The sequence below is a fragment of the Aestuariivirga sp. genome, from assembly GCF_037139295.1.
In the GTDB taxonomy this organism is placed as follows: domain Bacteria; phylum Pseudomonadota; class Alphaproteobacteria; order Rhizobiales; family Aestuariivirgaceae; genus Aestuariivirga.
This window is the reverse complement of sequence record NZ_JBAXGR010000028.1, coordinates 1-19,851: the sequence shown is the minus strand read 5'-3', so window position 1 is coordinate 19,851 and position 19,851 is coordinate 1. Positions and strand designations below refer to the sequence as shown.

The 19,851-nt window shown below is 63.5% G+C and carries 23 protein-coding genes and 1 other RNA gene; 23 read left to right on the top strand and 1 reads right to left on the bottom strand.

The window, feature by feature from the left end; translation table 11 throughout:
• Nucleotides 1-189 precede the first annotated feature (189 nt).
• The 9 genes from WCJ41_RS09580 to WCJ41_RS09540 all read left to right on the top strand — a co-directional run bounded on the left by WCJ41_RS09580 (nt 190) and on the right by WCJ41_RS09540 (nt 7,090).
• On the top strand, nt 190-474 hold the full coding sequence (locus WCJ41_RS09580; RefSeq protein WP_336905628.1) for a DUF4164 family protein: 285 nt from the start codon (nt 190-192) through the stop codon (nt 472-474).
• A 4-nt stretch (nt 475-478) separates the two neighbouring features.
• Nucleotides 479-835, top strand: a complete 357-nt coding sequence (locus WCJ41_RS09575; RefSeq protein ID WP_336905627.1) for a cell division protein ZapA — start codon at nt 479-481, stop codon at nt 833-835.
• 70 nt (nt 836-905) lie between these two features.
• Nucleotides 906-1,068: non-coding RNA, 6S RNA (gene ssrS / locus WCJ41_RS09570), on the top strand.
• Nucleotides 1,069-1,096: 28 nt separating this feature from the next.
• The gene (locus tag WCJ41_RS09565) at nt 1,097-1,672 is read left to right on the top strand and encodes a 5-formyltetrahydrofolate cyclo-ligase (protein ID WP_336905626.1); all 576 of its coding nucleotides are present in this window, start codon (nt 1,097-1,099) and stop codon (nt 1,670-1,672) included.
• Nucleotides 1,663-2,490, top strand: a complete 828-nt coding sequence (locus WCJ41_RS09560; RefSeq protein ID WP_336905625.1) for a TIGR00282 family metallophosphoesterase — start codon at nt 1,663-1,665, stop codon at nt 2,488-2,490. Before WCJ41_RS09565 ends, WCJ41_RS09560 begins: the two co-directional genes overlap by 10 nt.
• Nucleotides 2,491-2,759: 269 nt before the next feature.
• Nucleotides 2,760-3,809, top strand: coding sequence for an ABC transporter substrate-binding protein (locus WCJ41_RS09555; RefSeq protein WP_336905624.1), 1,050 nt, complete (start codon nt 2,760-2,762; stop codon nt 3,807-3,809).
• A gap of 74 nt (nt 3,810-3,883) precedes the next feature.
• Nucleotides 3,884-5,173: an ABC transporter permease gene (locus WCJ41_RS09550; protein WP_336905623.1), complete on the top strand. Its 1,290-nt coding sequence runs from the start codon at nt 3,884-3,886 to the stop codon at nt 5,171-5,173.
• Between the two features lie 44 nt (nt 5,174-5,217).
• Entirely contained in the window at nt 5,218-6,009 is a 792-nt protein-coding gene (locus WCJ41_RS09545) for an ABC transporter permease (RefSeq protein ID WP_336905653.1), read from the top strand.
• A 148-nt stretch (nt 6,010-6,157) separates the two neighbouring features.
• The gene (locus WCJ41_RS09540) at nt 6,158-7,090 is read left to right on the top strand and encodes a cation diffusion facilitator family transporter (RefSeq protein ID WP_336905622.1); all 933 of its coding nucleotides are present in this window, start codon (nt 6,158-6,160) and stop codon (nt 7,088-7,090) included.
• 66 nt (nt 7,091-7,156) lie between these two features.
• Here the strand turns inward: WCJ41_RS09540 and WCJ41_RS09535 are convergent, their stop codons facing one another.
• A complete protein-coding gene (locus WCJ41_RS09535; protein ID WP_336905621.1) occupies nt 7,157-7,480 on the bottom strand; it encodes a hypothetical protein in 324 nt (107 codons plus the stop codon).
• A gap of 138 nt (nt 7,481-7,618) precedes the next feature.
• On the opposite strand from WCJ41_RS09535, the gene WCJ41_RS09530 reads away from it, so the two are divergent.
• The 14 genes from WCJ41_RS09530 to ftsH all read left to right on the top strand — a co-directional run.
• Entirely contained in the window at nt 7,619-8,368 is a 750-nt protein-coding gene (locus WCJ41_RS09530; RefSeq protein ID WP_336905620.1) for a YebC/PmpR family DNA-binding transcriptional regulator, read from the top strand.
• Nucleotides 8,369-8,376: 8 nt separating this feature from the next.
• Complete coding sequence (gene ruvC, locus WCJ41_RS09525; protein ID WP_336905652.1) at nt 8,377-8,889, top strand: crossover junction endodeoxyribonuclease RuvC; 513 nt, start codon at nt 8,377-8,379, stop codon at nt 8,887-8,889.
• 46 nt (nt 8,890-8,935) lie between these two features.
• Nucleotides 8,936-9,553 (top strand): Holliday junction branch migration protein RuvA, encoded by a 618-nt coding sequence (gene ruvA / locus WCJ41_RS09520; protein WP_336905619.1) that lies wholly within the window; start codon nt 8,936-8,938, stop codon nt 9,551-9,553.
• Entirely contained in the window at nt 9,550-10,593 is a 1,044-nt protein-coding gene (ruvB, locus tag WCJ41_RS09515) for a Holliday junction branch migration DNA helicase RuvB (protein WP_336905618.1), read from the top strand. The genes ruvA and ruvB overlap by 4 nt, the downstream gene beginning before the upstream one ends.
• Nucleotides 10,586-11,026: a tol-pal system-associated acyl-CoA thioesterase gene (gene ybgC / locus WCJ41_RS09510; RefSeq protein WP_336905617.1), complete on the top strand. Its 441-nt coding sequence runs from the start codon at nt 10,586-10,588 to the stop codon at nt 11,024-11,026. The genes ruvB and ybgC overlap by 8 nt, the downstream gene beginning before the upstream one ends.
• 209 nt (nt 11,027-11,235) lie before the next feature.
• Nucleotides 11,236-11,940 (top strand): protein TolQ, encoded by a 705-nt coding sequence (gene tolQ / locus WCJ41_RS09505; protein WP_336905616.1) that lies wholly within the window; start codon nt 11,236-11,238, stop codon nt 11,938-11,940.
• 3 nt (nt 11,941-11,943) lie between these two features.
• On the top strand, nt 11,944-12,468 hold the full coding sequence (locus WCJ41_RS09500; protein WP_336905615.1) for an ExbD/TolR family protein: 525 nt from the start codon (nt 11,944-11,946) through the stop codon (nt 12,466-12,468).
• A gap of 2 nt (nt 12,469-12,470) precedes the next feature.
• A complete protein-coding gene (locus WCJ41_RS09495; protein WP_336905614.1) occupies nt 12,471-13,391 on the top strand; it encodes a hypothetical protein in 921 nt (306 codons plus the stop codon).
• Between the two features lie 23 nt (nt 13,392-13,414).
• Nucleotides 13,415-14,752, top strand: a complete 1,338-nt coding sequence (gene tolB, locus WCJ41_RS09490; RefSeq protein WP_336905613.1) for a Tol-Pal system beta propeller repeat protein TolB — start codon at nt 13,415-13,417, stop codon at nt 14,750-14,752.
• 115 nt (nt 14,753-14,867) lie between these two features.
• Nucleotides 14,868-15,362: a peptidoglycan-associated lipoprotein Pal gene (pal, locus tag WCJ41_RS09485; protein ID WP_336905612.1), complete on the top strand. Its 495-nt coding sequence runs from the start codon at nt 14,868-14,870 to the stop codon at nt 15,360-15,362.
• A gap of 174 nt (nt 15,363-15,536) precedes the next feature.
• Entirely contained in the window at nt 15,537-16,034 is a 498-nt protein-coding gene (pal, locus tag WCJ41_RS09480) for a peptidoglycan-associated lipoprotein Pal (RefSeq protein WP_336905611.1), read from the top strand.
• 119 nt (nt 16,035-16,153) lie between these two features.
• Nucleotides 16,154-17,197: a tol-pal system protein YbgF gene (gene ybgF, locus WCJ41_RS09475; RefSeq protein WP_336905610.1), complete on the top strand. Its 1,044-nt coding sequence runs from the start codon at nt 16,154-16,156 to the stop codon at nt 17,195-17,197.
• Entirely contained in the window at nt 17,178-18,380 is a 1,203-nt protein-coding gene (gene tilS / locus WCJ41_RS09470) for a tRNA lysidine(34) synthetase TilS (RefSeq protein ID WP_336905609.1), read from the top strand. Before ybgF ends, tilS begins: the two co-directional genes overlap by 20 nt.
• Nucleotides 18,381-18,497: 117 nt before the next feature.
• Nucleotides 18,498-19,851: ATP-dependent zinc metalloprotease FtsH (gene ftsH, locus WCJ41_RS09465; RefSeq protein WP_336905608.1), on the top strand; the 1,354-nt coding region annotated here is incomplete at its 3' end.

Sequence of the window (19,851 nt, the reverse complement as noted above, 5' to 3'; positions counted from 1 at the left end):
GGGCGGGTCCCTCTGGAGCGCTGAAAGATGGGCGAGGTGATAGCGCCTTGGCCTCTCAAGTCAATTGGAACCATGGCTTGTGCATGGCTTGTGCCCCGGCCTATCGGGGGCGTTGCGTGAGTCGCTCATTCGGCATATGGTGCGTGACGGTAACGGGCGTCAAATTCCGCAATTATACCAGAGGCTTTGATGTCGGACATTCAGAAACTGGATGAGGCGTTCCAGCGGTTCGAGGCGGCCCTCGGCCGTGTCGAACAGGCGGTCGGCAACAAGTCTGACGGGCGGGTGCGCATCGTCGAACTGGAGAGCGAGGCCGAATCCCTGAAGCGTGACCGGGCGCGCCTTGCGCATGAGCTTGATCTGGTGCGCAGCAAGGCCGGGGAGCTCGTCGACACGTCCAAGACGGCGGCCGGAAAGATCGATGCCGCGATGTCCCGCATCCGTGCAGTTCTGCACTCAAACACGCCGGAGTGATTGAATGGCGCATGTCATCGTCCAGGTGAACGGCCGTCCCTACACCATGCAGTGCCCTGAAGGTGAGGAGCCGCATCTCCGGGACCTGGCCGAACTTCTCGACAACGAGGTGCAGCGCGTAAAGTCGACTGTCGGCAATGTGGGCGACATCCGCATGCTGGTGATGGCGGGGCTGATGGTCGCCGACCGCCTGTCCGAGGCGATCTCGAAGATACAAACCCTCGAAGAGCAGGTGAACGGCCTGCGCGAGGCGAAGAACAACGCCCAGCTGGAAGCACTCGAAGTGCAGGCGGCACTGGGGGAGCGGCTGATGCTCGCCTCCGAGCGGCTCGAGGTCCTGGCGCAGGCGCTGGGGAAGTAGAAACCTCCAATTCTGCTTCCGCCGTGCTCTTTCATGGACATCCAGCCCCATCGCACCTAAATAAGACCCCGGCGGGCTGCCCGGTGCGTGAGCTGACATTTTTTCCCTGGGGCCTATGCGATTCTGAATGGGAGCTGTCCCTGGGCTTGGCCGTGGCCTTGCTCACACGGCGCCCACCTACACTTGTAGGGACCCGGGATCGTTAGTCACTCACGGCCCATGGTGGCTCGCCACAGTTTTCGTCCCTGGCCTGAGGATTTGATGGATATCGCCGAAGTGAAGCGCAAGGCGCGCACCGCCGCATCGAAGCGCCGCGCGGAGGCCCACGAGGCCCTGAAGGATACCGCCGGCGTGATGATGGCCGAACGCGGCCTGCCACCGGAGATCGGCATCACCTCCGGCATCGTTTCCGGCTTCATTCCTTACAAGAGCGAGATCACCACGGTGCCGATGCTGAACCGGCTGCGCCGCGACGGCTGGCAGACCTGCCTGCCCATCGTCATCGCGCAGGAGGAGCCGCTGATGTTCCGCGCCTGGGCACCCGGTGACCCGCTGGTGCCCGGAGCCTGGGACATTCCCGTTCCACTCGAGACGGCGCCCGAGCTTGTGCCCGACGTGCTGCTGGTGCCGATGCTGGCCTTCGACCACAAGGGCTTCCGGCTGGGCTATGGCGGCGGCTTCTACGACCGCACGCTGGAAAAGCTCCGTATGCTGAAGAAAGTCGTGGCGATCGGCGTCGCCTATCATGCGCAGATGGTGGATGAGGTTCCGGTCGGCATCCATGATGCGCCGCTCGACTATGTGATGACCGAGCGGGAAAGCTTCGCATGCGCCTGATCTTCCTGGGTGACGTGGTGGGCCGGGCCGGGCGCGATGCCATCACGCGCGAACTCCCAGTGATCAGGGAACGCTACAGGCCCGACCTCGTCGTGGTGAACGGCGAGAACGCGGCGCATGGCTTCGGCATCACAGAGGAAATCTTCCTCGGCTTCCTCGCGGCGGGGGCAGATGCGGTGACGCTGGGCAACCACTCCTTCGACCAGCGCGAGGCGCTGATCTTCATTGAGCGCTACCCCAACCTGCTCCGGCCGGTGAACTGGCCCAAGGGCTGCCCGGGCCGTGGCTCGGCGCTGATCGATAGCCAGAGCGGCAAGCGCGTGCTGGTGATGCAGGCGATGGGCCGGGTGATGATCGAGCCAATGCTGGATGACCCCTTCCCGGTGGTTGACCGCGAACTCGAGGCCTGCCCGCTGGGCACCGCCTGCGACGCGGTGCTGATCGACTTCCATGCCGAGGCCACCTCCGAGAAGATGGCCTTCGGCCATTTCTGCGATGGCCGCGCCAGCCTCGTCGTCGGCACCCACACCCATGTGCCCACCGCCGACCACCAGATCCTATCGGGCGGCACCGCCTACATGTCCGACGCCGGCATGTGCGGCGACTATGACTCGGTCATCGGCATGGGCAAGGAAGAGCCGTTGCAGCGCTTCCTGCGCAAGCTGCCGGTGGAGCGCATGCGCCCCGCCGAAGGGCCCGCAACCGTGGCGGGCGTTGCGGTGGAAACCGATGACCGCACTGGCCTTGCGACCATGATTGCCCCCATCCGCATCGGCGGGCGCTTGTCTCCCGCGATGGTTTCCGCATGGGAAGGCTGATGGATGACGGAATTTCCCGGTTGCTAGTAGAAAAACTCTAGTGACGCGCCGCAAAAAACCGTTAGTATCTGTTGCAGCGCTTATAAAAAAACGGGTCGGCCGGCGTTCCGCACAGCGTTGCGATCAGCGTCTCCTCACCGATAACAAGCGTATAAATGGGGAGGAATTTGAAGCTTTGACACGCGCCATGCGTTTGCGCGCCAACGAGCGCTTATCCTCCCCCGATGTCAACAAGCCGGGCTGACCGGCACACTGGAGGAAGCTCTCGTATGAAGAAATTTGCTACTTTGTTCGGCGCGGCCCTGATGGCCGGTTCGGCGCTTTGCGCCTCGCAGGCCTATGCGGCTGACGAACTGACCATCACCTCCTGGGGCGGTGCCTATCAGGAAAGCCAGCGCAATGCCTTCTTCACCCCCTTTGTCGCTGCCGGCAACAAGGTGACGGAAGCCGAATACAACGGTGAAATCGCCAAGATCCGCGCCATGGTCGAAGCCAAGGCCGTGACCTGGGACGTCGTCGACGTCGACACGCAGACGGCTCTCGCTGGTTGCGCCGAAGGCACCTTCGAGACCATCGACTGGGCCAAGCTCGGCCTCGACAAGACCAAGTTCATTGGCGGCGACGTGACCGAATGCGCCGTGCCGAACATCCTTTACTCGACGGTCGCTGCCTATGACACGACCAAGACCAAGGACCCGGCCAACCTCTTCGAGGCGCTGTTCGACACCGCCAAGTTCCCCGGCAAGCGCGCCCTGCAGAAGAGCCCCTTCGTGAACCTCGAATGGGCGCTGATGGCTGACGGCGTTGCTCCGGAAGACGTCTACAAGGTGCTCGGCACCGATGAGGGCGTTGCCCGCGCCTTCAAGAAGCTCGACACCATCAAGAAGGACGTCGTCTGGTGGGAATCGGGCGCCCAGGGCCCGCAGCTCTTGGCTGACGGCCAGGTGGTGTTCGCCACCTCGTGGAACGGCCGCTTCTATAATGCCATCAAGACCGACAAGAAGCCCTTCAAGATCATCTGGGACCGCCAGGCTCCGGATTGGGACTGGTGGGCGATCCCGAAGGGCACGCCGAAGCTCGATGGCGCTTACCGCTTCATCACCTTCGCGTCGGACCCGCAGCGCATGGCTGACCAGACCAAGTGGATCTCCTATGGCCCGGCCAACAAGGACTCTGCTCCGCTGATCGACCCGGCCATCCTGCCGGACCTGCCGTCGGCTCCCGACAACCTCAAGACCGTGTTCTATCCGGACCCGCAGTTCTGGGGTGACAAGGGCGACGAGCTGCGTGAGCGCTTCAACGCCTGGCTCGCCCAGTAAGCATCAGAACCAAGGCCGGGGAGGGAGATCTCCCTCCCCGGTATTCGTGATTTCGTGATCGAAGGCGTTCCGACATGGCCATGGCCCAGGCACTCCCAAATGATGGCGTGATGCGCGCTGCGGACGGCACGCCGCTGAAGGTGGCGCTGGCCCGCGCCGAGCGCCGCGAGAAGCTCAAGGCAATGGCCCTCGTGCTACCGCTCTTCGCCTTCATCATCTTCTCCTTCGTCGTTCCGATCATCCTCATGCTCTACAACGCCGTCTATGATCCGGACGTGGCCGAGAACATGCCGCAGACGGTCGTTGCCCTGAAAACCTGGGACGGCAAGGATGTGCCCTCCGAGGAGGTGTTCGCCGCCTTCGTCGCCGACATGAAGGAGGCCCAGAAGAACAAGCAGACGGCGCTGATCGGCAAGCGCCTGAACTATGAGATGTCAGGCATCCGTTCAAAGGTGGTTGCCACCGGCCGCAAGGTGGCCGCGGTTGATCAGCCGCCCTATCGCGATGCGGTGATCGGCATCGACAAGGTGTGGGGCGACCCCGAAACCTGGGCCACCATCAAGCGCTCGTCCTCGGACTATACGCCTTTCTACATCCTCTCCATGCTGGACCTGCGCCAGAGCCCCGACGGCTCGATCGAAAACGTGCCGGCCGACCGCGCCATCTACAAGAGCATCCTGGTGCGCACGCTTGGCATCTCGCTGTTCGTCACCGTGCTCACCCTGGTGCTGGGCTATCCGGTGGCCTATCTGCTCGCCACCTCGCCGCAGAAGACGGCATCGATCCTGATGATCTTCGTGCTGCTGCCATTCTGGACCTCGCTTCTCGTGCGCACCACCGCCTGGATGGTGCTGATGACGGATGGCGGCGTGTTCGCCGGCCTCATGCATTTCACCGGCATCACCTGGTTCCTCAATCTCGTGGGACTGCTCAACGGCGAGCCGGAGCTGTTCAAGACGCGCTTTGCCACCATCGTGGCGATGACGCACATCCAGCTGCCCTTCACGCTGCTGCCGATCTATTCGGTGATGAAGACCATCTCGCCCACCTACATGCGCGCCGCGAAATCGCTGGGCGGCACGCCGTTCTATTCATTCCTGCGTGTCTACGTGCCGCAAACACTGCCCGGCGTGGCAGCAGGTTGCCTTCTCACCTTCATCCTATGTCTCGGTTACTACATCACGCCTGCCATCGTCGGCGGCCCGACCGACCAGATGATCTCCGGTTTCATCGAGCGCGCGATCAATTCCGAAAACAACTGGGGCAAGGCCTCGGCGCTAGGCGTCATCCTGCTCACCGCCACGCTGATCCTCTATTATGTCTACAACAAGCTGGTCGGCATCGACCGCATGAAGCTGGGTTAAGCGCCATGGCCGTTCCTGCCTATTACACCCGCGGCGAAACCGTCATGTATTACGCAGTGCGCGTCTTCGTGGCGCTGGTGCTGCTGTTCCTGATAGCACCCATCCTCGCGGTGATGCCGCTGTCCTTCAACTCGGAGAGCTTCTTCACCTATCCGATGCCGGGCTTCTCGCTCAAATGGTATGAGGACTTCTTCTTCAATCCGCGCTGGTCGGGGGCAGTGAAGATGAGCTTCCTCGTCGCCATCGCCACTACCATCCTGGCGACGGCCCTCGGCACGCTCGCGGCACTGGGCCTCGCCCGCACCAACTTCCCGGCCAAGGCCACCATCATGGCAATCCTCATCTCGCCGATGATCGTGCCGGTCATCATCTCCGCCGTCGGCATGTTCAAGTTCTATGCCTCGATGGACCTTGTGGGCACCCGGCTCGGCATCATCCTCGCGCACACTGCCCTCGCCACGCCCTTCGTGGTCATCACGGTGACGGCAACACTGTCGAGCTTCGACAAGACGCTGATGCGCGCCGGCGCGTCCTGTGGCGCTGCTCCCCACACCGTGTTCTTCAAGGTGGTGATGCCGCTCATCCTGCCGGGCATGATCTCGGGTGCGCTCTTCGCCTTCGTCACCTCTTTCGACGAAGTCGTGGTGGTGCTCTTCCTCGCCAGCCCCGAAGATCGCACGCTTCCCTTGCAGATGTTCTCAGGTATCCGCGAGATGATCTCGCCGACGATTACCGCCGCAGCCACCGTGCTGGTTCTGATCTCCACGGCGATGCTGGTCACGCTGGAACTGCTGCGCCGGAGGTCCGAGCGTCTGAGGGGCGTGGCGCCGATCTGAGGCTTACGCGAAGATGGCCTTGCGCCGGCCATGATGCACGGCAGGAACTGGATGACACGCAAGGATGATCGCAACCCTGCCATGAAGCGGATCGGTTGATTTTCCCGCCCGGCAAGCCGATGAGGATTGGCATGCAGGAACCGCGCCCTTGACCGACGATCACCACGACCACGATCACACTGCCCATGGCGGTCACGCCCATGCGCCTGCCTCCTACGGCACGGCCTTCGCCATCGGCACTGCCCTGAACCTGGGCTTTGTCGTCGTCGAGGCGGTGTTCGGCTTCCTAGGCAATTCGGTGGCCCTGCTCGCGGATGCCGGACACAATCTGGGTGACGGACTCGGCCTCGTCATGGCCTGGGGTGCCTATGTGCTGTCGCGGCGCCGGCCCACCGCCGCTTACACATTCGGACTGGGCAAGAGCTCCATCCTCGCTGCACTGTTCAACGCCTTGCTGCTGCTGGTCGCCGTTGGCGCCATCGCCTGGGAGGCGGTGCAGCGGCTGATCCATCCCGAACCGGTCGTGGCGGGCATCGTCATGGCGGTGGCGGCGGTGGGAATCCTCATCAACGGCGCCACGGCCATGCTATTCGCCTCTGGCCGCAAGGGCGACCTCAACGTCCATGCTGCCTTTATGCACATGCTGGCTGATGCCGGCGTATCGGCGGGCGTTGTATTAGCGGGGCTCGTCATCTCATTCACCGGCTGGCTGTGGGTCGACCCGGTGGTCAGCCTCGTCGTCAATGCGGTGATCGTCTTTGCCACATGGGGCATCCTGCGCCAGTCGGTGACGATGGCCGTGGCGGGCGTTCCGGACTCGATTGACCTTGCGGCGGTAAAGCGGCACCTGGCCGAAATGCCCGGCGTCACGGACGTGCACGACCTGCACATCTGGCCCCTGTCGACAACCGAGACGGCACTGTCGTGCCATCTCGTGATGCCTACGGGCCATCCGGGAGATGCCTGGCTCGTCGCGGCCGGGGTGGAGTTGAAGGAGCACTTCCGCATCGGCCACCCGACCTTCCAGATCGAGACGGACCCGACGCACGCCTGTCCCTTTGCACCCGACGAGGTGGTGTGAGACCCGTGATCCTGTCCCGCTGAATGAGCGGGAGAAGACGCTCGTTTGGGACGTGGGGCTTGCGTCTCAGCGCGCCGCGCGGCGTTTCTTCGGCACCGGAATGTGTTCGCCTTCGGAGATTTCGGCCAGGCCATCCATGTGCAGCAGCGCCTCGCTGATGCGGTTGGCGGCATTGTCGTCGTTCTTGCCGATGTCCTGGGCGCCTTCTTCCAGCGCCCGGGCGGCCTTGGCGGACATGTCGGAAAGGGTGGAAATCGCCCCGAAAAGGCGGCCGGAGGGCGCGCTCTCCATGATCGAGCCGAGCTTCCGGAGCGACGCGGAGGCGGCCGTTCCGGACAGCCCTTCCGCCGCAAAGCACAGTTCACCGAGCATTCCGCGTCCCGCCTTCATTCTCAAGAACTCCACACAACTCACGGGCAGAGCTTGGCCGGGCCGGGTTTAAGAGATGGTTAAGCGGCTTGTTTCCCCCGGGGTGGCTTGTCTATAAGGCGGCCCGACACATGTTTTTCATTCGTTCCCGAGGGTTCCATGGCCGGCCATTCACAATTCAAGAACATCATGCACCGCAAGGGCAAGCAGGACGCGGTGCGCGCCAAGGCCTTCTCCAAGCTGTCGCGCGAAATCACCGTCGCCGCCAAGGCCGGCCTGCCGGACCCTGATGCCAATGCCCGCCTGCGCTTGGCCATCCAGAACGCCCGGGCCGAAAGCATGCCCAAGGACAATATCGAACGCGCCATCAAGAAGGCGATCGGCGGCGATGCCGAGAACTATGACAACGTCCGCTACGAGGGCTATGGCCCGGGCGGCGTTGCCGTCATCGTCGAGGCACTCACCGACAACCGCAACCGCACCGCCTCCAACGTTCGCTCGCTGTTCGCCAAGTACGGCGGCAACCTGGGTGAATCGGGCTCGGTGGCCTTCATGTTCACGCGCGTCGGCGAGATCGTCTATCCGGCCTCCAAGGCCAGCGGCGACGCGATGCTGGAAGCCGGCATCGATGCGGGGGCCGACGACGTCGTCTCGGACGAGGCCGGCCACACCGTCACCTGCGCTTTCGAATCCATCGGCGAGGTGTCCTCCGCGCTCGCCAAGGCCTTCGGCGATGCCACCTCCGTCAAGATCGTGTGGAAGCCCCAGACCATGGCCCCCGTCGATTTCGAGAAGGCCGAAAGCCTGATGAAGCTCGTCGACTCGCTGGACGAGGATGACGACGTGCAGGTGGTGTTCTCCAACGCCGACATCCCCGACGACGTGATGGCGAAGCTCAACGGCGAGTGATGTGCTAGATTCTGGCCATGGTCAGAATCATCGGCATCGACCCCGGCCTGCGCAACACTGGCTGGGGGGTCATCTCGCAGGAGGGCACCAAGCTCACCTATATCGCCGATGGTGCCATCCATTCGGATGGTGACGTCTCGCTGGCCGAGCGCCTGCTGCAACTCCACGCCCAGCTGATCGACATTCTCAAGCAATTCGACCCGGACGAGGCGGCGGTAGAAGAGACCTTCGTCAACACCGATGCCCGCGCCACGCTGAAGCTGGGGCAGGCGAGGGGTGTTCTTATGCTGGCACCTGCCATGCTGAAGCTGCCCGTCTCGGAATATGCCCCGAACACCGTCAAGAAGGCCGTGGTGGGCGCTGGCCATGCCGAGAAGGCGCAGGTCAAGCACATGGTCAAACTGCTGCTGCCCAAGGCCACAATGCGCACGGCGGACTCGACCGACGCGCTGGCGGTTGCCATCTGCCATGCGCACTATCGCGGATCGCAGCGGCTGGCCGACATTCTGGCGCGTTCTTGACTTGTTCTCTTCCAGCCCTTAGCAAGTCCTTGAGAAGGGCGACCAGATGATTGCAAAGCTGAAGGGCCGGATCGATGCCGCGGGCGCGGACTGGCTGGTGATTGATGTCAACGGCGTGGGCTACCACGTCGCCTGTTCGTCCAGGACGCTGGCCTCACTGCCGGGCCCCGGTGAATTCGCCGAAATCCACACCGAGATGCTGGTGAGCCAGGACATGATCCGCCTCGTCGGCTTCGCCACGGTCAACGAGCGCGAATGGTTCCGGCTGCTGCAGTCCGTGCAGGGGGTGGGCACCAAGGTGGCGCTGGCCATTCTCTCCACGCTGTCGACGCCTGAGATCGGCAACGCCATTGCCCTGCAGGACAAGGCGATGATCGGTCGGGCCAATGGCGTGGGCAAGAAGCTGGCCGAACGCATCGTGCTCGAGCTCAAGGACAAGACGCCTGCCTTCGCACCGCTTTCGCAGGATGTGGCGAAGCTTGCCGCCGAACTCGACGCACCGCGGCCTACCGCTGCGGCCGATGCCGTCTCCGCTCTCGTCAATCTTGGCTACGGGCAGGCGCAGGCCGGTGCTGCCGTGTCCGCCGCCATGCGCAAGGCGGGCGATGATCAGCCTACGGAGAAACTGATCCGCCTGGCGCTCAAGGAGCTGGCGCTGGCATGAGCACGCCGATCCGCGAACCCGAGAAAACGCCGGAAGACGCGATCGACACGCATCTCCGCCCGCAGCGGCTGGAGGAATTCATCGGCCAGTCCAAGGCCAAGCAGAACCTGCGCATCTTCATCGAGGCTGCCAAGGCGCGCGGCGAAGCGCTGGACCATGTGCTGTTTGCGGGCCCCCCCGGCCTTGGCAAGACCACGCTGGCGCAGATCATGTCGCGCGAGCTGGGCGTCAACTTCAAGGCGACCTCGGGCCCGATCATCGCCAAGGCGGGCGATCTTGCGGCGCTGCTGACCAACCTCGAAGAGCGCGACGTGCTGTTCATCGACGAAATCCACCGCCTCAACCCGGCGGTGGAGGAAGTGCTCTATCCCGCGATGGAGGATTTCCAGCTCGACCTCATCATCGGCGAAGGCCCTGCCGCACGCTCGGTGAAGATCGACCTCGCCAAGTTCACGCTCGTTGGCGCCACCACGCGCACCGGGCTCCTCACCACGCCGTTGCGTGACCGTTTCGGCATTCCCGTCCGCCTCGATTTCTACAATGAGGTGGAGCTTCTCGAGATCGTCAAGCGCGGCGCCCGCGTCATGCAGATCGGTATTTCGGAAGATGGCGCGGTTGAAATCGCTAGGCGTGCCCGCGGCACACCGCGCATTGCCGGAAGGCTGTTGCGCCGGGTGCGCGACTTCGCGGCGGTGGAGCGGGTGGCGGTCATCGACGTGAAGCTCGCCGATCGGGCGCTCTCTGCCCTCGACGTCGACTCGAAGGGCCTCGATTCGCTCGACCATCGCTACCTGAAATGCATTGCGCTCAATTTTGGCGGCGGCCCCGTCGGTATCGATACCATTGCTGCCTCATTGTCGGAATCGCGCGACGCGCTGGAAGAGATCGTCGAGCCTTATCTGCTGCAGATGGGATTCCTCAACCGCACGCCGCGTGGGCGTTTGCTCACGGCGCATGCTTTCCGCCACATGGGCTTCGCCGTGCCGCAACGGCCGGAGATCACCCAAGGCATCCTTCCGCTGGACGAATCCGATGCCTGAAACGGCATGGCCGGGCATCTCGGGCCGCATCCAGAACGGCATCCACATCATGCCAATTCGCATCTACTATGAGGACACGGACGCCGGCGGCGTGGTCTACCACGCGCGCTACGTGGCCTTCTGCGAACGCGCCCGTTCGGACTGCCTCAGGCTTCTCGGCATCCATCAATCCACCTTCCAGGACATCAACTTCGTCGTCCGCCGCATGACCTGCGACTTCCTCAAGCCTGCCCGTTTGGACGACCTGCTGGAAGTCCATACCCGCTTCGTGGACATGGCCGGGGCGCGCATCGAGATCGGGCAGGAGGTGATGCTCAATGGCAACACCGTGTTCAAGGCTGACGTGACCGTGGCGCTGGTCGACGGTCGTGGACGGCCAAAAAGGCTGCCTGAAAGCATGGCAGACCGCTTCCGGCATATGCCCGAAAGCTGAATCGTAACAATCCCTTAACCATAATTGATTCATGTGGGGTCAGGCTCCACCCGGTGGGGTGAGCCGCTGCGTGGGCTCGGGGAAACGGCCCCGAATCGCCGCAGTTTCGACAGATTTGGCATGTTTGCACGGGCTCTTCTCAAATGAGGGCAGTGCAGGGACGCCGGGCCGGCTCAGGCAGGGGCCTCCGGCGCAATTGGAAGGACAGGATGATAGCTTTTGCAGTGACGGCGGCACCGGCAGGCGAACTCTCACTCTGGCATCTGGTCATTCAGGCCAGCTGGGTGGTGAAGCTCGTGATGTTCGGCCTGGCGGCCGCATCCGTATGGTGCTGGGCGATCATCATCGAAAAGTTCTTCGCGGTCCGCAAAATGAACGCCGCCAACGACCGTTTCGAACAGTATTTCTGGTCCGGCCAGTCACTGGAGGACCTGTTCGCCTCCATGGGCAACCGCAACAATATCGGTCTGGCCGCAATCTTCATGGCGGCGATGCGCGAGTGGAAGCGCAGCCAGGACGCAGCACTGCGCGCCGGCTTTCAGGGCGTCCAGCGCCGCATCGAGAAGGTGATGGATGTGCAGATCCAGAAGGAAATGCACGATCTTGAATCACGCCTGCTGTTCCTCGCCACGACTGGTTCTGCAGCGCCCTTCGTCGGGCTGTTCGGAACGGTATGGGGCATCATGGTGTCGTTCCAGGCCATTGCGAATTCGCAGAACACCTCGCTCAACGTCGTGGCGCCGGGCATCGCGGAAGCGCTGTTTGCCACGGCCATCGGCCTCGTTGCGGCCATACCGGCGACAATCTTCTACAATATGTACTCGGCCGATGCGGGCAAGATCGGCGCCAGGCTCGAGAATTTCGCGGATGAATTCTCCGCGATCATCTCCCGCCAGCTGGATGAACGGGTGTAGCGGATGGGTGCTTCAACAGGGGGCGCAAGAGGCGGTTACCAGCGGCGCAACGCAAGGCGGCGCTCGTCCGCCGGCGTGATCAGCGAGATCAACGTGACGCCGCTCGTCGATGTCATGCTGGTGCTGCTGATCGTGTTCATGGTTGCGGCCCCGCTGATGACGGTGGGTGTTCCCATCGACCTCCCCAAGACTGATGCCAAGCCGCTCAACAGCCAGGTTGAACCGCTGTCCGTGTCGATCAAGCCTGATGGCTCGATCTATCTCATGGAGCAGGCGATGACGATCGAGGAGCTTACCACCAAGCTCCAGGCGCTCTATGGCATTGACCCCGAGAAGGAGATCCGCGTGCGTGGTGATCTGGCTGCCAGCTACGGCCCCATCGCGCAGGTGCTTGGCGCCATCAATGCCGCGGGCTTCAAGAAGATCGGCCTCGAGACACTGCCGGGTGCCGGCGGTGGTGCACCTGCTGCGCCTGCCGACGACACGGGCGCAACCAAGGCTGATGACCCGGCAGAGGGTCAGAACTGACCATGAAGCGCGGGCTCGCAGCATCCATCACCTTCCACGCGGCGATCCTCGCCGCGGCGCTGGTGGTGCTGCCGAAGCCGCACTACGACCCGGCACCTGTCGAATCGATCAACGTCGACATCTCGAACATCACCGACTCCAACAAGCTGGCCGCCACCGCGCCGGATGCACCCGACAAGGTAGAGAAGCCGGCACCCAAGAAGGCCGAGATCATCAAGAAGGCCGACGAGACGCTGAAGGTTGCCGAAAAGGAAGTGACCGCCGCCAAGGAAGTGGTGGAGCCGCCGCCACCGCCACCTGAGGCAACACCAGAGCCGCCGAAGGAAACGCCCAAGGCCGAGCCGCCTCCGCCGGATGACGCCAGCCTGGCCGACCTGTTGAAGAAGGTCGAGGACACGCCTGCGCCGCCCAAGCCGCAGCCGCCGAAGCCTGCACCGCCCAAGCCTGCAAAGAAGCCGCCGCCGCCCAAGAAGGTGGCCAAGCTCGACACCGACAAACTCGAGGCTCTCCTCAACAAGGAGAACGACGAGAAGACAACCAATGCCTCCGAGGCCACAACCGACGGCAACCCCACCAAGGGCGAGAAGACGCTGCAGGGCAAGGACCAGGCACTGTCGGCTACCGCCATTGCCGCCTTCGTGCAGAAGATCCGCGAATGCTGGATCATTCCGCCCGGCGCGCGTGAGGGCAACATCACGGTGAAGGTGCACATCCTCCTCAACGAGGATGGATCGGTGAACGGCCAGCCCGAGGTGATGAACGGGCCTGGCGACTATCTGTTCAGCACCACCGCGCAATCGACCGTTACCGCCATTCTCGGCTGCCAGAACTACGACTTCCTTCCCAAGGAACAATACGACGTGTGGAAGGATCTCGTCCTCAACTTCAACCCCAACATGTTCCCTGACACTGCGACGCAGTGATGGGCACACGGAACACGACCAGCATGAATTCGATCGCTTCCCATCTCAGCCAGATGCGCCGCTCCTTTGCCGCGGTGTTCGTGATGCTCGCCATGTTCGGACTGACGAACGCGGCCGTGGCGCAAACCGAAATCGACATCACCGGTGGACGTGTCGATCCGTTGCCGATCGCCATTTCGCCATTCCTGGCGGGGGGTGGTGCGGAGGAATCGGCGGCCACGATCTCGGCGGTGATCACCAATGACCTCGGTCGTTCGGGTTATTTCGCACCGCTCGACCCGGCCACCTTCATCGAAAAGATCGCGAGTTTCGACCAGACGCCGGATTTCGCCAGCTGGAAGCAGATCCAGTCCAAGGCGCTGGTCACTGGCCAGGCTTTCGATGACGGCGGCAAGATGCGCGTCGAGTTCCGGCTTTGGGACGTCAACACCGGCCAGCAGCTTGCGGCCCAGCAATTCACCACGAGCCCCAAGAACGACCGCCGCATCGGCCACATGATCGCCGACATCATCTACAAGCAGCTCACCGGCATCGATGGCTATTTTGACACGCGCATCGTCTTCGTGACCGAAGAGGGGCCGAAGGACAAGCGCATCAAGAAGCTCGCCATCATGGATCAGGACGGTTTCAACATCCGCGCGCTCACCGACGGCAAGGACCTGGTGCTGACGCCGCGCTTCTCGCCGTCGACGAACGAGATCACCTACATGTCCTTCGGCAATGCAGAGCCGCGCGTCTACCTGATGAACATCGATACCAAGCAGCGCGAGATCGTGGGCCAGTTCCCCAACATGAGCTTTGCGCCGCGCTTCTCACCCGATGGCCAGCGGGTGATCATGAGCCTGCAGGACGGCGCCAACGCCAATATCTTCGAGCTCGACCTGCGCTCGCGCAACCTCCGCCAGCTCACCAACGAGCCGTCGATCAACACCGCGCCCAGCTACTCGCCGGATGGCAGCCAGATCACCTTCGAGTCTGACCGCGGCGGCACCCAGCAGGTTTATGTGATGAGCGCTGACGGCTCCAACCAGAACCGCATCAGCTTCGGCAACGGCCGCTATTCGACGCCGGTGTGGTCGCCCGATGGCCAGTGGATCGCTTTCACCAAGCAGTCGAGCGGCAAGTTCGCCATCGGCGTGATGAAGCCCGATGGCTCGGGCGAGCGCATCCTCACCGAGGGCTATCACAACGAGGGTCCGACCTGGGCGCCGAACAGCCGTGTGCTGATGTTCTTCCGCGACACCCAGGGCGAGAGCGGCGGACCGCAGCTCTGGTCGGTGGACATCACCGGCTACAACGAGCAGCGCGTGCCGGTCGAGGGCTTCGGCTCCGATCCCGCATGGTCGCCGAAGCTCAACTGAGCCGATGTGACTGACATCTGAATTCGGGGCTCGGGGGCCCTAAGACAGCGGCGGCCGGCTGCAGGGGATGCAAACGGTGGCCTGATGACCACGATAAAACGGGAAGTGAAGACAAATGAACAGACGTGACAGTTTCAAGATGGCCGCTGGCCTCGCCTCGCTGCTGGCGCTCGCCGCCTGCTCGAAGAAGAAGACCGACCTCGACGCCAATTCCGGCCCGGGTGCAGCGGCCGTTCCGGGTTCCGAACAGGATTTCGCCACCAATGTTGGCGACCGCGTTTTCTTCCTCGAAGATCAGTCGACGCTGACGCCTGAAGCGCAGGAAACGCTGCGCCGCCAGGCGGCATGGCTGCAGAAGTGGCCGGCCGTGACCGTGCAGGTGGAAGGCCACGCCGACGAGCGCGGCACGCGTGAATACAACATCGCGCTTTCCGCCCGCCGCGCCACGGCGACACGCGAATTCCTGATTGCACAGGGCGTCAAGGGCTCGCGCATTTCCTCGATCGCATATGGCAAGGAGCGCCCCGCAGCGCTGTGTGATGCCGAGCAGTGCTGGTCACAGAACCGCCGCGCGGTGACCGTCATCACTGGCGGTGCAAAGACGTCGTAACTGGCGCATCGCGCTTCGCCCCGTCCCGGATGTGTACCGGGGAAGGGGGCTGAATCTTGCGGTGAGGGAATGTTAACCCTGTTGCGTCAGAGTGGCAGTTGTGCAAGTCCCGGCGACGGGACTTTCAAGGTTTACGTTGGCCGGTGGAGCGGCCCCGGTACAAGGAGTGGGTAGATGATTTCTCGATTGGCGAGCCTCAAGTTCGTTGCCGTTCTCGGCTGCTTCCTGGCGCTGGCCGCCTGTTCGAAGAAGAATACGCCCGACCTCAATGCCAACACCGGTCCCGGTGCCGTGGCGGTTCCCGGTTCCGAGCAGGACTTCACCACAAATGTCGGCGACCGCGTCTTCTTCATGGAAGACCAGTCGTCGCTCACTCCTGAGGCCCAGGAAACGCTGCGCCGCCAGGGTGCCTGGTTGCAGAAGTACCCCCGCGTCACGGTGCAGGTCGAAGGCCACGCCGACGAACGCGGTACGCGTGAATACAACATTGCGCTCTCCGCCCGCCGCGCCACGGCCGCGCGCGAGTTCCTGATCGCCCAAGGGGTGAAGGGTTCGCGAATCTCGTCCATCGCCTATGGCAAGGAGCGCCCGGCGGCATTGTGCGACGCTGAACAGTGCTGGTCGCAGAACCGCCGTGCTGTAACCGTCATCACCGGTGGCGCAAACCAGTAGCCGGTGGTGAACGCACTGCGGATCATGCCTCCCGGAGCCTCAATTTCACCGTGATTCCGGTTCAGTTGCGGGGCTGACGAGAACAATCCGCCCCCGAAGAGGGCCGCTGGGTGCAGAGCATGCTGAAGTTCGTGAAATCCGCCGCCGCCGCCGCCCTTCTGGGCATCTGCCTCATGTCGCCGGCCTTGGCGCAGAGCGCGTCCGAAATGGCCGTCCGCATGCAGCAGCTCGAAGAGCAGGTTCGCCAGCTCACCGGCCAGGTGCAGGAGCTTTCATTTCAGGTGAAGCAAATGCGTGCACAGGGCGCCGCCGTTCCGCAACAGAGCGGTGAGGCCCAGCCGCTGAAGCCTGCAGCCTCCGTGGCCGTTGCCGCCGCGCCGGTTGCCTCCCAGCCCCAGCCAACGCAACAGAAGCGCCTCGCCGCAGCCTCGGCTGGTGCGCCGATTCCCGACAGCAACGATGTCGAGACCATCGAGCAGGCACCTCTCGAGCCGCCCGCCACCACCATGGCTCCCGTGCCCGCCCCCGCTCCTTCTGGAGAGGCCGTGCAGCAGGACGTTCCGGGCAGCGTACCCACGGCGAAGGTTTTCGGTGCACTCGACAATGCGGCAGCCCAACCGAATGATGGCGGCTTCCAGGGCCAGGTTCTGGTACCGCCCTCACAGCAGGAGCCGGGCGAAGACTATGTTCAGCAGGGCAGCGCCGCACCGCAGCCCCCGGCAGGCGATAACGCGATTGAGACCGTGTCTTTGCAGCCCGACGCCGCCACGCAGACCGAAACACCAGAATCGCTCTACGAACGCTCCAACGAGAGCCTGCTACGCCGCCAGTTCGGCGAGGCGGAGACGGGATTTTCAAATTTCCTGCAGAAATATCCGGACCACAGCCTCGCAGGCAGTGCCCAATACTGGCTGGGTGAGACCTATTACGCGCAGAACGACTACAAGCGCGCCGCCGCTAATTTCCTGCAGGGCTACAAGAAATACCCGACCAGCCGCCGCGCGCCTGACAGCCTGCTGAAGCTCGGCGTCTCGCTGAACCGCCTCGGCCAGGAAGAGCAGGCCTGCGCGGCCTTCGCCGCCGTAAGCACCGAGTATCCGAAGGCAGTGGATGCCCGAAAGCGCGCCCAGGCGGAAGCCAAGCGTGCCGGCTGCGCCTCCTGACATCGCGGCTGACTTTGCGCCGCTGGTGCCCGAGCGCCACGTGGCGCTGGCCGTTTCAGGCGGATCCGATTCAACAGCACTGATGCGCCTGGCGGCGGACTGGGCCCGAACCAACCATCCGGGACTTGAACTGACCGTGCTCACCGTTGACCACGGCCTCCGCGCCGGGGCGACAGCGGAAGCCGCGCGCGTTGGCCAGTGGGCCGCCGGTCTTGGGCTTGCCCATCATGTTTTGCGCTGGGTGGAGGAACCGAAGCCCGTTACCGGCATCCAGGCCCTGGCGCGCGCTGCCCGGTATGGTTTGATGGCGCAGTGGTGCCGGGCTCACGGCGCCACGGCGCTGCTCACCGCCCATACCCTCGACGACCAGGCCGAAACCGTGCTGATGCGCCTTGCCCGCACAACCAGCCCCGACAGTCTTGCGGGCATTCGCCCGGTTGGCGACTGGGAGGGCTTACGGCTGCTCCGGCCATTGCTTCGCGTCAAACGGCAATCTTTGCGCGATTGGCTCACCATTATTGATCAGGCGTGGATCGAAGACCCGTCGAACGAAGATGCCCGTTTCGAACGGGTGCGGGTGCGTCGCTCGCTTGCCACGATGGGCCCGCAGAGCAGCGAACGGCTGGCGACACTGGCCGACCGGTGTGCCCATGCAACCGCGCTTCTGGAACGCCTGGCGCGGCGCTGGATTTCACTGTCGCTTCGGGAACATGAGACCGGCATCTGCCATGTTGCGGTGGACGAGTTCCGCGGCTGTCCCGCTGCCTTGCAGGAGCATATCCTCGCCATCGTCATCGAACGCTATGGCGGCGGGCATTCGGTTCCTGAGGCTGAGGAATTGCGCCGCATCGCGCGTTGGGCTTGCAGTGCGGAGGGACCTGTGCGTTGCACGCTGGGGGGCGCCCTGTTGGGCCGCCGGAAGACCGGGTTCTGGGTAACGCGCGAATTTGCGCGCATCCCGGCTGACCCCGAAATTGTCCCTGAAACAGGTAAGTTATTGTGGGACAATCGTTTTTCTGTCGAAGCCGTGCCGGGTAGCAGGGTGACGGCCAGTGCCTCCCGGAAGCTTCCGGCGATCCCGGGCGTACCGGTCTATGCCCAGCGTGCCTGCCCATGGGTCGAGCAGCCGCCGGGGGCTCCGGCGCCGCGCGTCCGCTTCTTTCGCCTCAATTCGGCTGGCTGAGCAATTTACGCTAAGGCCATTCTTGGAAATACTTCGTACCCAACCTATGTTATTGGGCAATCTAGGGACTGAGTTGCCGTCCGCCGGTCTGGCTGGACGGCCATTTGTGAGGATCACGTGAACCAATTCCGCAATTTCGCCGTCTGGATCGTCATCGCGCTGCTGCTCTTCGCGCTGTTCAGCGTGTTCCAGGGTCAGGTCCGCAGCCCCTCGAGTTCCGAGCTCAGCTATTCCGAATTCCTCGACAAGGCGAATTCGGGTGCCATCCAGTCGATCGTGATCACCGGCGACAGCATCACCGGCAAGCTCTCCGACGGCAACAGCGTGCAAACCACCGGTCCCCTGATGTATTTCGAGGACCAGTTGAAGGAACTGCGCGGCAAGAACGTCTCCATCAGTTTCCGCACGGCGCAGAACGACTCTGTGCTGACCAACGCTCTCGTCTACTGGCTGCCCATGCTGCTGCTGATCGGCGTGTGGGTGTTCTTCATCCGCCAGATGCAGTCGGGCTCCGGCAAGGCCATGGGCTTCGGCAAGTCCAAGGCAAAGCTCCTCACCGAACGCCATGGCCGCGTGACCTTCGAGGATGTGGCCGGCGTCGAGGAAGCCAAGGACGACCTCGTTGAGATCGTCGACTTCCTGAAGGACCCGCACAAGTTCCAGCGTCTTGGCGGCAAGATTCCGAAGGGTGCGCTGCTCGTCGGCCCTCCGGGCACCGGCAAGACGCTGCTGGCACGCGCCATCGCGGGCGAGGCCAACGTGCCCTTCTTCACCATCTCGGGTTCTGACTTCGTCGAAATGTTCGTCGGCGTCGGCGCGTCCCGCGTACGTGACATGTTCGAGCAGGCGAAGAAGAACGCGCCCTGCATCATCTTCATCGACGAAATCGACGCCGTCGGCCGCCATCGCGGCGCAGGCCTCGGCGGTGGCAATGACGAGCGCGAACAGACGTTGAACCAGCTGCTCGTCGAGATGGACGGCTTCGAGGCAAACGAAGGCGTGATCCTCATCGCCGCCACCAACCGCCCCGACGTTCTCGACCCCGCGCTGCTGCGCCCCGGCCGCTTCGACCGCCAGATCGTGGTGCCGAACCCGGACGTGCAGGGCCGCGAGAAGATCCTCAAGGTGCACATGCGCAATGTGCCGCTGGCACCTGACGTCGACGCCAAGACCATCGCGCGCGGCACGCCGGGTTTCTCTGGCGCCGATCTCTCGAACCTCGTCAACGAAGCAGCCCTGCTTGCGGCGCGCCGCAACAAGCGCATCGTCACGCAGTCGGAATTCGAAGAGGCCAAGGACAAGGTGATGATGGGTGCGGAGCGCCGCTCCATGGCCATGTCCGAGGACGAGAAGCGGTTGACCGCCTATCACGAGGCAGGACACGCGCTGGTCGCGATGAACGTGCCGAAGTCCGATCCGGATCGGACTTCGGCACGTTCATCGCGACCAGCGCGTGTCCTGCCTCGTGATA